Source organism: Piscibacillus sp. B03, assembly GCF_052246295.1.
Classification (GTDB): Bacteria; Bacillota; Bacilli; order Bacillales; family Alkalibacillaceae; genus Piscibacillus.
This window is the reverse complement of sequence record NZ_JBQQCO010000019.1, coordinates 13,725-27,066: the sequence shown is the minus strand read 5'-3', so window position 1 is coordinate 27,066 and position 13,342 is coordinate 13,725. Positions and strand designations below refer to the sequence as shown.

Sequence of the window (13,342 nt, the reverse complement as noted above, 5' to 3'; positions counted from 1 at the left end):
AGAGGCAGCCGTGCCATCATAGGTTCCCCACACCCTTAGACCACTAGCTTTGCGTCCCACCCTTTCAAGTAGTTTGCCTTTTCTAATAAACCCATATAACTTATCTTTAATACTATTCTAAAATATTATATAATTCTGTTAGATACTTAACATTTATAAAAAATTTTTAGGAGGAACTTTGATGAAATACGACGAGATGTGGTATCTATCGAAAATCGGTTTTTTGGACCAGGTTACACCTCCTGCAAGTCAAGATGTGGTTAAGTGTATTAAACACACTCATTTCAAAAGAAATGATATCATTAGAACACCTGACGCCACACAACAAGAGTTATGTTTCATCAAAGAAGGCTCCGTGAGAATTTATACAATGAACGATGAGGGAAAACAGTTTACGTATAGTATTTTAGGTCCCGGCAGTACTTTTGGAAAAATGAAGTCTATTTCCCTTAACTGCGATGACGCTTATGTCGAGGCAATCGAACCAACCCACTTTTGTTCCATCGATGAACAAAGCTTCATGTCCCTAGCCAGCAAGTACCCAGCTTTATTTCAAAAAGCATTAGAAACACTAAGCGAACGCCTCCAAGAACGTGAACAACGCCTTAAAATGATGGCTTTAGACAACTGTCGAGATAAAGTGATTCATCTTCTTCAGTCTCTACACAACCGATACAACAAGCCATCTCAAGATGAAGAGTATTACACCATTACATTACCCATCACCCAACAAGAATTAGCCAACATGATTGGAGCAAGCAGAGAGTCAGTCTCCACCGTTTTAAATGAACTCGCTGAAGAAGGTCTTGTGAAATTTCCTAAACGAAAACAAATCGATGTCCATCACTCCTTAGTCGAACACGATCCAAACCCACCTTATATTCAAGCCTTATATATGGACCCGAGTTAACGCCATGACAAGAGCTACTAAAACACCTATAATATTAACTAACTTGAACTAAAAGGGAGTATCAACATGAAGTGGATCATCATTAGACCCGTTGCAGCATTACTCATGGGTTTAACCTACTTAACATCGCAATTCTTAGATTCTGAACTTTTACCAATACTCGTCAGTCTATTCGCCACGATTACCGTCATTTCCTATATCCCTTATTTAGGAAAAACACCCATGATTTTAATCGGCACACTACTCATTTCAAGCTTTCTGATGCTTTTAAATGGTGATGGATTGATTACGCTCTTCCATGGGATGCGAGAGAATGTTGGCTTACTGGCGATTTTTATCTTTGTTCCATTAATCTCGCTTCCAATTCGGACAGGCCAATACTTAAACTATATGAACACGGTGTTTAATTACTACATTAAAACATCAAGGCAGCTCTATACATACTTAAAAATAACCCTATTAAGTATTGGCTCTGTCATGAATCTCGGGACCATCCCGATTATGTATCACTTAACGGAAACGTCCTCCTTCATCGACTATCGTGATACGCGAATCCGAGCACTCGTTAGAGGATTTTCCTTATGCTTCTTATGGTCGCCTTACTTTATTTCGATCGCACTTATCTTATCTTACTTTGACGTGACCTGGGCGCAGCTCTTCCCTTATGGATTTGTTTTTGCATTGGCAGGATTCATTCTTGGACTCTTCACAATGGGAAAAATTAGCGAGCCGATTAAAATTGTAGAAAATGAAGGCGAAGTTCCGATTGGAAAAGCTAAGCGCAAATTAATCGAATTGTTGATGATTATCATCGGAATGACTGTCATTACAATGACCATTGAACATTTTGTTGACTTATCGGTTTTAACGATTATTCCAATCATGGCGATTGTCGTATCAACGGTTTGGTCATTGTTTTACCAATCACCTAAAGCGTTCGGAAAAGAATTACTCGATTACACACAAGGCAGGCTTCCGAAAATGGGTAACGAATTGTCGTTGTTTATCGCAGCTGGTGTGTTTGGCGTTGCGATTCTCGATGCTGGGGCAAGCGAGTGGATTATTTATTTAATTGAAGTAAGCGGCATCAATCATTTGTTAATCTTGTTACCAGTGTTGGCATTAGTCGTAAACCTACTATCATTTATAGGCGTTCACCCTATCATCACGAACACGGCACTTGCAATCACGCTAAGCTCAAGCCCATTGTTCGCAGGTGATCATCTATTACTAAGTATCGGATTACTATCAGGTTGGATGATTACGATTCTTGTCTCGCCACTATCGGCAACGAACTTAATGGTCGGAAACTTGACTAACACAAACTCCGTCCACGTTGGGATGAAAATGAACTGGCAATATGCACTCATGTTATATGGCGTCTTCTATCTATTGATGGTAGGGATGTATTATATTGTATAAGGAAACCGTTCACGTCGCCATGAACGGTTTTTCATTTAACACCTTCACCCGAATGTCGTTTAAATTCACTTAAATGATCGCAATATTTCCTCGTGTGTCGTTTAAACACACTGTTGTGATCGTGTAATCGCCTCATGTGTCGCTCAAATCTGGTTTGATGTTTTAAAAGTTAAAAAACATTAATTATCAGATTTTTCAAAATATATTGTTTACTTGTATATATTATTGTGATAAAATACTTAAAAACAAAAAAATCGACAATTATTGCAGAGTGGGTGCTTTAGAGCAACAAATTTCCCCGAAAGAGGTGTGGAATAAATGAACACACTAAAAAGCTTTAAGCCAGCCTACAGACTCAAAGAAAATGTTGATTATACCAATGTGAGTTACATGGTAGATACTGGGTCTGTGTTTGTGCCGATCTATGAATATACTAATATCCCGCACACTGATTTTATCAAAATCAATTACAATATATTAGAAGGCCATTTAAATCAAACTGGCAAACCTTATCGCGCACTCTACCCAGTCATAAATGAATTCAGTATAAACAACTACCTTTTTAAAATACAAGAACACCCTGTTCATGTTTCCAATGCATTTAGCGCAGGGCTTGGTGTGATTAAGATCAGGCATGACTATTACTTGTACGACTATTTTTGCGAATCGTGGATGAGTGATAAGCAACAGCATTATTACCGAAACCTCAAGAAAGATCTCTACCTGCTATTAACGTTCAATGAACATAGTGAGTTAGTCAAGCTATTCTACCACTCTAATGACTTCGAAACCTCTCTTCCATATCTGTCACTTGATCGACACTTAGATAATAAAATAGGACAAGTATTATCTACTTCCTCCAACATAACAACCCTTAACTGAAACCAACGGGGTAAAAACTCGTTGGCTTTTTTGTGTGAAATTCCTTTTAAGCAGTGTCTTACCTGTCCTCTTTTTATCCTTGATACCCAAGCTCCTTAGATATTTTTTCACTATTCTCAATCACACTCTTTAAAATCTCTTCCTCGTCTTGCTCAGTTAATTCACGCATAGGCGTGCTAACTCCCAGTGCTGCAACTACATTTCCATTGTAATCAAAAATAGGCGCAGAGAATCCGACCGTATCTTTGAAATGCTCGGAACGGGAAACCGAATAACCTCGTTCTCTAATAATTTTTAAGTCTTTCTTAATATCATCTTTTTCAGTAATGGTATTAAGAGCTAGCTTTTTAATTTCGATATGATCTAAATAATGTTCAATCTCTTTTTCACTCTTATATGCCAATAAAACCTTAGGAGCGGACCCAGCATATAATGGCGCTCGTTGCCCTACTTTCACGACTAGACGAACAGGTTTCTTACTCCCCATTGTTTCAACATAAACAGCTTGATCGCCTTCTTCAATTGTTAAATGAACTAATTCATCAAGTTGTTCATTTAATTCTTCCATATATGGAAGAGCTATTTTATTATATGTTAAACCTTCTTTCACCATATTACCGTATTGTAATAACCTTAACCCTAAACGATATGACACTTCATGTTGAGAATTCCGATCTTTAATGATTAATCCCGTTTCCTCTAATGAAGATATAAGTCTAAATACAGTTGTCTTAGGTAACCCTGAGATATCTGTTAAATCAGATAAGGTCAAGGATGATTGATTTTTAAAACAATCTAGTAAATTAATCGCTTTGACTAAACTTTTACTCATTATTAATACTCCTTAATATTCTAAACTCTATATTACCATTATAATCCACTTACAGAAATGCTTTAAGTCATGATATTAATGATATAAACGTAAATCATAGCTGCACATGTCAATAAGACAAAATATTGACCGTTCCACTTATACGCTACCTTAATCCCATTAGTTCGAACGCAAGAACTAATAATAATATTTAAGGCATTTAAAGGGCTTATACTAGCAGATAACATCCATGTAAATATACACATAAAAGCCGCCGCAAACACGCTAACGTCTACATTTGATGTAACTATAATCGTTAAAACAATTGGAACGCTAACAATTTGATGAATACCAAACATAGCCAATAACGTAACAAATAAAATAATCAATAAAAATAGTAAAAAAATCGATATTTCAGATGACCATAAGATGATCGTTCTTAAACCAGCAACTACTGGCGTGTGTAGCAATGCGTTCCCAAATAAACCTGCACTCAAAAATAATGCGACTTCCATACCTGAATGGTGCTTTATTTGTTCTATGTAAGCCATAATTTCAGTCTTAATAGATTGTAGATTAAATCGAAAGACTTGATAAGCCATTGGAATCGCTAGACATAAAATACTCACTAATAATAACATCGACCAACCTGTTAAACTTTCTAGTACAACTAGTGTAATAAGAATAAATAACACATATAAAATAAAAGAAAGTAACACTTGGTAGTTATGCTTATTTTCACTTTTGTTTATATCGGTTATTGTCACATCTCTTAAAATCCACAAAGCTATACCAATCTGAACAAACGAAAACAATAGACCTATAGGAAGATAAGCTTTAAAGGATAAGTCTGCAGTATATAATACAATTCCTACCGAGGCAAAGAATGGTGACCATAACACGGCAGGTGTAAATCCGTTATAGTATGCGTTAGACAGTATTTTGGGCGGTACATTTAATTCAGAGATAAAACTATGAACGATACGCAATGAACCCATATTTAATATTGGTGACAACATAAATACAAATAGAAATACACCATAATAAGTCCGCTTCAAGTCATCTTTCATATCCTTCAAATCTGATACTATACTTCTTATAACACCTTCTTGCTTCAACGGAATTGAAATAAGAGGAGCTAATAGAATGATTGATAACAGAGCTAAATTCTGTGTAATCCCATCTAATATATAGATCCCTGTGTTTCCGTATAGAAAATGTATAATGACACCCGATAAAAATAATGATCCAGTAAATACCTTTGTTTTAACCCTCAATTTATTGAAAGCCATTATAAAAACTAATAAACATATAAGCATGTATCCATATGTTATTAACGGATGATCTACAAAACTTTGAAAAATATAATATAAACACATGAAGAAAACAAAAATAAAATAGACCACAAAAAATCCCGGCTTCCATTAAATGAATTCATTAACTCAACTTGTAACTAAACTGATTAACTTTCTCCAAGCTTATTTTATACTCATCTAGTAATTGGTTAAATATTTCTTCAACCGACTGAATCTCACTAACTAAACCTACCGTTTGGCCTAAAGACATAACCCCTTTAGTTATATGACCTTTATAGATTAGTTCTTTATAAGACTCTCCACTTATGTAAGGGAAAATATCTTCAAAGCAAGCACCTTTCGTTTCTAAGCGAACCAACTCTTGCGCATGATCACTTTTCCACACACGATTTGGCTTACCAATCGATTTTTTGACAATGGTTGTGTCATCTATATCTAGTTCGGCTAACTTTCTTTTAATTGTTTGATGCAAGATAATTTCTTTAGATAATAAAAAGCGAGTCCCCATCTGAACTCCTTCAGCTCCCAATGATAGAGCAGCTAAAATAGACTTACCAGTTGCAAACCCTCCAGCCGCAATGACCGGTATGGAAATCTTGGAGGCTACTTCTTGTACTAAAATGAGACTTGTTGTGTCTTCTGTACCTGGGTGTCCCCCGCCCTCATATCCATTAACAACAACCGCATCACATCCTAATGCCTCAGCCTTTCTAGCAAACTTTAAATTTGGAACAACATGGACGACAATCGTACCATTATCCTTAAGCTTATTCATGTAAGGCTCAGGATTGTTGCCAGATGTGAAGACGATTGGAACATTTGCTTCAACCACGCCTTCTACAAATTCATCCATTGGTTTACGGATCCCGATTGCGATGTTAACGCCAAATGGACGTTCGGTAACAGCGCGAACTCGATTGATGTCTGCTAGCATTTCTTCTTTTGATTCATAACTTCCTGCTGTAATCAAGCCAAGACCACCCGCTTCAGACACTCGTGAAACAAGTTCAGATGTCCCTAGACCTTGTAGTCCTCCTTGAATAATAGGATGCTGAATGCCTAATAATTCAGTAACTCTTGTCTGAATCATACAGAATCTTTCCTAATTAATTTAAATGAACCATTCGCATGTAACACGAGGTCACCTTCTTCATCGAAAATTTGACCTTCTACAATGGCAGTTGATTTGGTTCGTGAGATAATTCTACCTTCCGAATACAATGCTCCACTCGATACCGATTTAATAAAATTCGTATTTAGTTGAAGAGTCACCACTTCATCGTAGTCGAGTGATTTACATGTAAAACCCATCGTTGTGTCTACCATTGATACAAGAATACCACCATGGACGGTGTTTCTAACATTTGTAAACTCTTCTTTAATAGGTAACTTCAGCTTTACGTTCCCTGTATTTGCTTCATGTAGCTCTAAACCTACGAAATTCCAAAAAGGACTTTTCTCAAATGCTTCTTTATGATCAACATTCATCCTATTCACCTTCTTTAATTAACGATTGTTTCAACCTGTTCACCTTTAATAGCTTTAATTAAATTCCTCGTTATTGTTTCAGTTGTTTCTCTCGCTGCTTCTTCACTAATACCACCAATATGTGGTGTCATTACTATATTATCGAGTTCATAGTATGGATGATTGCTAATGGGTGGTTCTGGGTCATAGACATCAACCCCTGCACCTAAAATTCTTTTGTCTCGTAAAACTTGAGTGAGATCGTCTTGGTTAATAACACCACCTCTTGCTGTATTAATAAATACGGCATTAGGTTTCATTAGCTCAAAATGTTTAATATTTATAAACTGTTGAGTGTTTTGATTTAATGGGATGTGGACACTTATCACATCCGACTTTTCAAAAACCTCATTTACATCCATAGTAAATTGATAGCCTAGTTCTTTTTGAATCTCCTCCCTCTCTTCTGTCATTCTTCTAACGTAAACCATGACGTTCATATCGAATGCTCTTGCCATAATGGATGCAACTTTTTGTGCAATAGAGCCAAAGCCAACCAAACCTAGAGTTTTGCCTTTTAATTCAAAAGTGAATCGGCCATCTCGATAACCAAAATTTCCTTTTTTCATTTCTTCATGGAAAGGTACAATGTTTTTCATGACGGCCATGATGAGACCGACTGTATGTTCTGCGGTTGCTTGACTGTTGATCTTAGGTGCATGTAATACTTTAATACCTTTATTAGTGGCGTGGTCAACATCAATATTATCTACGCCAATTCCTGCTCCTGATATAGCCTTTAAATGTTTACCAGCGTCTATAATAGCAGGCGTAATCTTAGCAGGAGCACGTAGAATAATACCGTCAACATGGTTATTTTCTAGATAGTTAATAATGGTTGCCTCGTCAAAATCATTAAACTTTTTGACACCAGCCAAATCTTTGAGAACTTCTTCACCTTTCGGGTGGTACATCGGTAAAATCTGTACAACTTGAGGTTGATCTTGCATATCAATTCCTCCTACCTTTTAAGAAAAGCCAGTAATGTATGATTACTGGCTTTTATCTTAATCTAAATATTCAACAATCGTAGAGATGCCTTGACCGCCACCGATACACAATGTCACAAGGCCATATTTCTCACCGCGGCGCTCCATTTCATGTAAAAGCTTTGTCATTAAGATGGCACCTGTTGCACCAATTGGGTGTCCAAGAGCGATGGCTCCTCCATTGACATTTACTTTTTCTAAATCCATGTTAGCTTCTCTAATAACTGATAAAGCTTGAGCTGCAAAAGCTTCATTTAACTCAATCAATCCGATGTCATCAATTGATAACCCACATTGCTTAAGAGCCTTTTGAGTCGATTGAACAGGACCGATTCCCATAACCTCAGGGCCAACACCACTTACAGCTTGTGCAATGATTTTGGCCTTAGGCTTTAACCCATACTCTTTCACTTTGTCCCCGTTCATCATTACGACTGCGGCAGCCCCGTCATTACGACCTGACGCATTACCCGGCGTGACTGATCCACCTTCTTTAAAGACAGCTGGTAACGTGCTAAGTTTCTCAACCGACGTTAACCTCGGATGTTCATCCACCTTAAATTCGACCGTCTGCTTTCGTTCTTTAACTTCATAAGGTACAATTTCTTTTTCAAAACGTCCCGATTTAATTGCCTCATCAGCTAAAACTTGACTACGATGAGCAAATTCATCTTGTTCTTCACGTGAAATGTTATACTGTTCTGCTAAATTTTCCGCTGTGTAACCCATCGTTAAGTCACCGTATTTTTCACGTGGCTGTGAACATGGCTGGCTCTCGGTATTCGGATCTAAAATCATGCCATTTCCTGCCTTATAACCATAACGCGCATTACGAATATAGTATGGAGCCGTACTCATGCTCTCAGCCCCACCAGCTACAATCACATCAGAAAGGCCAAGTTTGATTTGCATATCCGCATTATTAATCGCCTGCAAACCAGAGCCACACTGACGATGTACCGTATATCCTGTTACAGTTTCAGGTAGACCCGCACGTAATGCAGCTAGACGTCCCAAGTTCGATGTGTCAGCACTTTGCTTGGCCTGACCAAGTATTACTTCATCAACATCAATGTCGGGATTCGTACGCTTTAGTGCTTCGCGGATGACTTTCTCAGCTAAATAATCTACTTCAACATTTTTAAGGGCACCACCCATTCTGCCAACTGCTGTACGGACGGAATCAATAATATAAGCTTCTTGCACGTTCGCCACCTCCATTATTTTCGTGTTTCACGAATTAATTCGCCAGCAATAATGTTTCTCTGAATCTCTGATGTACCTTCATAGATTTTTGTAATACGAGCATCTCTGAAATAACGCTCAATCGGATAATCTTTCATGTAACCAATACCACCATGGATTTGTACGGCTAAATCAGCTACTTTGTTATAAACTTCAGATCCATATAATTTTGCGATTGCTGCTTCTTTCACAACACGCTTGCCCTGATCTGTCATCCAAGCCACTCGGTAAGTTAATGAGCGCAACGTTTCAATCATCATCGTCATTTCAGATAACATATGCTGTACCGCCTGAATCTCAATAATCGGCTTACCGAACTGTGTGCGTTCATTTGCATACTCTAGACAGTGTTCTAGTAATTTTTCACAAGAACCTAGGTTTCTAGCAGCTAATCCTGCACGACCATTTGCTAGAATCTTAAGAGCGTTCACGTAACCACGATTCACTTCACCTAACACATTTTCTTCAGGTACTTCCATGTCTTCGAAAAATAACTCCGCCGAGTGTGAGCCACGAAGACCCATTTTCTCTTCAACAGCTCCAAGCTTAAATCCAGGAAAGTCTTTTTCGACGATAAAAGATGTGATCCCTTTTGCGCCTTTTTCTGGATCAGTGACAGCCATAACCGTAAACACTTGCCCATCCACAGCATTGGTAATGTAATGCTTAGAACCATTTAAAATATATTTATCACCTTTTTTAACAGCCGTTGTTTTCAAGTTTGCCGCGTTCGACCCTGCACTAGGTTCCGTTAAAGCAAATGCACCAATATATTCTCCAGTTGCCATTTTAGGTAAGTACTTTTGTTTCTGTTCTTCCGTGCCAAGCTCTACAATACCTACTGAACCAATGCCTGTGTGAGCCCCGATCAATGTCGTGTAACCATTATGAGTTTTACCAAGCTCTTCATAGATGGCACACTTACCAACCATATCAAGCCCCAAGCCACCGTATTCTTCTGGAATACTAAGACTGAAAAGCCCCATTTCCTTAGATGCTTCAACGATTTCTTTAGGAATTTCGTTATCTTCTTCAATTTTCATCGCTAATGGTTCCACTTCATCCCTAACGAATTTACGCACGTTTGATCTAAGAAATTCTATGTCTTCTGATAAATTAAAATCCAATGACGACAACTCCCTTATCTATTTTTGAATTCTGGTTCTCGTTTCTCTAAAAATGCACTCGTGCCCTCTTGCTTATCTTCTGTACCAAAGACGACAGCTTGTGATAGTTTCTCGATCCACATCGCCGCATCACTCGATAAATCATACCCGTGATGAACTGCCTGTTTAGCAAGCTTGATCGCAACAGGGCCTTTCTTGAGGATATTCTTGGTGATGTTATCAATCTGCTCGTCAAGCTCTTCCTCTACAACATAATATTGAACGAGCCCGATTCGATTTGCCTCTTCACCTTTAACAATTTTTCCGGTTAAAATCATATCTAACGCATGACCTTTACCAACGATTCGAGACAAACGTTGAGTACCGCCAGCTCCAGGAATAATTCCTAGATTTAACTCAGGTAAGCCTAACTTGGCATTTTCTGTCGCAACTCTGATGTCACATGCCAATGCTAACTCGCAACCTCCGCCAAGTGCATAGCCTTCGACAACCGCAATCGTTGCTTTAGAGCATTCCTCTATTTTCTTATACAGCCCTTGCATACCAGGCACTAATGCTTCTAACGGTTCACGCTCACTTAATTGCTTGATATCAGCACCCGCCGCAAATGACCTGCCACCTGCACCTTTAAAAATAATCACTTTAACATCCGAGTCTGACTCCGCTTCATTTAAGGCCTGACCAATCTCCGTAAGCATCGTTTGGTCTAATGCATTTCGAACATCTGGGCGATTTAAAGTCAGCCAAAAAATACCTTCTTCTTTATGAACATCGACGTTTTGGTAAGTACTCAACGAATCACCCCTTTAAGAATAATCATAGAAACCGCTACCAGATTTACGTCCATGACGACCGGCTTTGACGTATTTTACTAACAACGGTGATGGGCGGTATTTCTCGCCTAATGTTGCATGTAAATATTCCATATTTCTAAGTCTCGTATCTAGCCCAACTAGATCTGCCAACTCTAAAGGCCCCATCGGATGGTTCAGACCTAGCTTCATCGCCTTATCGATATCCTCAGCACTCGCAACACCTTCCATTAACATGTTCATCGCTTCATTCCCGATTAAACAATTCATGCGAGATGTCACAAAACCAGGAAATTCATTCACTTCCACCATTTCTTTATTCAACTGTTCAGTAACTTTACGCACATAAGCGACCGTCTCTTCTGAAGTTTCAAGACCTTTAATCACTTCGATTAACTTCATCTTATGGACTGGGTTAAAGAAGTGCATCGCGACCACTTGCCCAGGACGTGACGTTTGAGCTGCGATTTCAGTCGGGCTCATAGTTGACGTATTCGTCGCTAACACGGCATCCTTTTTACAAATCTCATCCAATTGTTGAAACACTTTAATTTTTAAATCCATTTTCTCTAATACAGCTTCAATCACTAAATCAGCATCTTTTCCCGCTTCGGTTAAGTCTGTTGTGTACACTAAATTTTGAACAGCCGAATCATGCTGTTCTTGGGTGATAAACCCTCTTTCGGCACTGCCAGAAAGTAACTTTTCAATATCACTCTTGGCCTTAGATAACGCCTCTTCACTAATATCATTTAAGAACACTTTAAATCCTGATATGGCACTGGAATAAGCAATCCCTTTTCCCATAACACCAGCACCGACTACTGTGATTTGTTGCATATTTATTTCCTCCTTTAATAGTTCAATAAAGTGTTATTCACTGTAAAATGTCCGCCTGTGATCTCGCGCAATTCGTCAATCGTTAAATCACTCATGACCTCAACCAATTCACATTGGCCATTTTCAAAATTAAAAACCGCATGCTCCGTGACCAACATATCTACCTTTCTAGCACCACTGCTTGGAAACTTTAATGCTTTAACCAACTTAGGACTGCCATCCTTTGCCAGATGACTCGAAGCAATGATAATTTTCTTAGCGCCAGCCACTAAATCCATCGCGCCACCAACACCAAGGATCGTCTTACCAGGTATTGCCCAGTTCGCAATCTCACCGGTTTCATCAATTTGAAGCGCTCCTAACACCGCCATATCAATATGGCCACCTCGTATCATCACAAATGATGCCGCACTATCAAATAACGATGCTCCAGTCTCCATCGTAATCGGTTTTTTACTCGCACTAATTAAATCCATATTCATCTCGTCTTCTGAAGGAGTCGGTCCCATCCCAAGCAGACCATTTTCTGAGTGAAGAAACACTTTTTTATCGCCTAAATAATCTGGAATCAACGTTGGAATGCCAACCCCTAAGTTCACAATGTCCCCATCGTTCAACTCTTGCGCTACACGCTTAGCAATCTTTACTCTCAACTCATCGTTCAACGTAAACACCACCTTCTTTTACGTAACGATTCATGACGACATAATCCACGAATAAATGAGGGGTGACCACTTGTTCAGGTGGGATCTCGCCAACTTCGACAATCTCATCAACCTCTGCAATCACAATATCACTAGCCGTCGCCATGCCCACGTTGAAATTACGTGCGGTATGATCGTACACGAGGTTACCTAATGTATCCGCTTTCAAAGCTTTGATTAGCGAAACATTTCCACGGATCGCCCGTTCAAGGATATACGTTTCACCATCAAACACCTTCTCCTCTTTACCTTCCGCAATCTTTGTCCCTGCACCAGTTTTTGTATAAAAGCCAGCGATTCCAGCACCACCACAACGAACCGCTTCAGCTAACGTCCCTTGAGGTACCAATTCAATCTCAAGGCGACCCTCAGACCAAGCACGAACCGCCTCACGATTCGTTGTAAAATAGGATCCCTTCGCCTTTTTTAAACAGCCAGAATCTAGTAACTTACCGAGCCCACGCCCAGCCTCACCCAAATTATTACTCACGATTGTCAAATCTTTCTTATCGGAACCCGCTAGCGCATCGATTAACGTTAACGGAGTCCCCGAAAGACCAAACCCTCCAACTAATAACGTGTCACCATTGCGAATGTTGCCTATCGCCTCAGAAACACCAATCAACTTCTCCACAAGTAAAAATCCCCCCTAGGACTTTAATTAATTCCATTATACGGAATTGCTGTTTCAAATATGACTTACTTATAGTTTATTGAATAGAAAATGAAATATCAATGTGTTTTCAGAATATTTTAA

Annotated in this window: 14 protein-coding genes and 1 riboswitch; of the genes, 3 read left to right on the top strand and 11 right to left on the bottom strand. The window is 38.8% G+C overall.

Translation table 11 applies throughout. From position 1 onward, the window contains the following. Positions 1 to 88, bottom strand: a riboswitch (cyclic di-GMP riboswitch). A gap of 93 nt (positions 89 to 181) precedes the next feature. The 3 genes from ACTWQB_RS12635 (at position 182) to ACTWQB_RS12625 (ending at position 3,214) form a co-directional block, all read left to right on the top strand. Then, entirely contained in the window at positions 182 to 910 is a 729-nt protein-coding gene (locus ACTWQB_RS12635; RefSeq protein ID WP_443139553.1) for a Crp/Fnr family transcriptional regulator, read from the top strand. A 66-nt stretch (positions 911 to 976) separates the two neighbouring features. Then, positions 977 to 2,332, top strand: coding sequence for a hypothetical protein (locus ACTWQB_RS12630; protein ID WP_443139552.1), 1,356 nt, complete (start codon positions 977 to 979; stop codon positions 2,330 to 2,332). A 381-nt stretch (positions 2,333 to 2,713) separates the two neighbouring features. After that, entirely contained in the window at positions 2,714 to 3,214 is a 501-nt protein-coding gene (locus ACTWQB_RS12625; RefSeq protein ID WP_443139551.1) for a hypothetical protein, read from the top strand. 73 nt (positions 3,215 to 3,287) lie between these two features. On the opposite strand, the gene ACTWQB_RS12620 is transcribed toward ACTWQB_RS12625, so the two are convergent. From ACTWQB_RS12620 to ACTWQB_RS12570, 11 genes are all read right to left on the bottom strand, one after another. After that, positions 3,288 to 4,046 (bottom strand): IclR family transcriptional regulator, encoded by a 759-nt coding sequence (locus ACTWQB_RS12620; protein WP_443139550.1) that lies wholly within the window; start codon positions 4,044 to 4,046, stop codon positions 3,288 to 3,290. Between the two features lie 62 nt (positions 4,047 to 4,108). Next, positions 4,109 to 5,317 (bottom strand): hypothetical protein, encoded by a 1,209-nt coding sequence (locus ACTWQB_RS12615; protein ID WP_443139549.1) that lies wholly within the window; start codon positions 5,315 to 5,317, stop codon positions 4,109 to 4,111. A gap of 145 nt (positions 5,318 to 5,462) precedes the next feature. Continuing rightward, positions 5,463 to 6,431 carry an NAD(P)H-dependent flavin oxidoreductase gene (locus tag ACTWQB_RS12610; protein WP_443139548.1) on the bottom strand — a complete coding sequence of 323 codons (969 nt, stop codon included), beginning with the start codon at positions 6,429 to 6,431 and terminating at the stop codon, positions 5,463 to 5,465. Then, positions 6,428 to 6,829, bottom strand: coding sequence for a PaaI family thioesterase (locus ACTWQB_RS12605; protein WP_443139547.1), 402 nt, complete (start codon positions 6,827 to 6,829; stop codon positions 6,428 to 6,430). Before ACTWQB_RS12605 ends, ACTWQB_RS12610 begins: the two co-directional genes overlap by 4 nt. 14 nt (positions 6,830 to 6,843) lie before the next feature. Further along, positions 6,844 to 7,818, bottom strand: a complete 975-nt coding sequence (locus ACTWQB_RS12600; RefSeq protein ID WP_443139546.1) for an NAD(P)-dependent oxidoreductase — start codon at positions 7,816 to 7,818, stop codon at positions 6,844 to 6,846. Positions 7,819 to 7,875: 57 nt separating this feature from the next. Further along, entirely contained in the window at positions 7,876 to 9,078 is a 1,203-nt protein-coding gene (locus ACTWQB_RS12595; protein ID WP_443139545.1) for a thiolase family protein, read from the bottom strand. Next, entirely contained in the window at positions 9,078 to 10,229 is a 1,152-nt protein-coding gene (locus ACTWQB_RS12590) for an acyl-CoA dehydrogenase family protein (RefSeq protein ID WP_443139544.1), read from the bottom strand. Before ACTWQB_RS12590 ends, ACTWQB_RS12595 begins: the two co-directional genes overlap by 1 nt. Positions 10,230 to 10,243: 14 nt before the next feature. Further along, positions 10,244 to 11,023, bottom strand: a complete 780-nt coding sequence (locus tag ACTWQB_RS12585; RefSeq protein WP_443139543.1) for an enoyl-CoA hydratase/isomerase family protein — start codon at positions 11,021 to 11,023, stop codon at positions 10,244 to 10,246. Positions 11,024 to 11,035: 12 nt separating this feature from the next. Beyond that, positions 11,036 to 11,881 (bottom strand): 3-hydroxyacyl-CoA dehydrogenase, encoded by an 846-nt coding sequence (locus tag ACTWQB_RS12580; protein ID WP_443139542.1) that lies wholly within the window; start codon positions 11,879 to 11,881, stop codon positions 11,036 to 11,038. A gap of 14 nt (positions 11,882 to 11,895) precedes the next feature. After that, the gene (locus ACTWQB_RS12575; RefSeq protein WP_443139541.1) at positions 11,896 to 12,546 is read right to left on the bottom strand and encodes a 3-oxoacid CoA-transferase subunit B; all 651 of its coding nucleotides are present in this window, start codon (positions 12,544 to 12,546) and stop codon (positions 11,896 to 11,898) included. Beyond that, positions 12,536 to 13,219: a CoA transferase subunit A gene (locus tag ACTWQB_RS12570; protein ID WP_443139540.1), complete on the bottom strand. Its 684-nt coding sequence runs from the start codon at positions 13,217 to 13,219 to the stop codon at positions 12,536 to 12,538. Before ACTWQB_RS12570 ends, ACTWQB_RS12575 begins: the two co-directional genes overlap by 11 nt. Positions 13,220 to 13,342 lie beyond the last annotated feature (123 nt).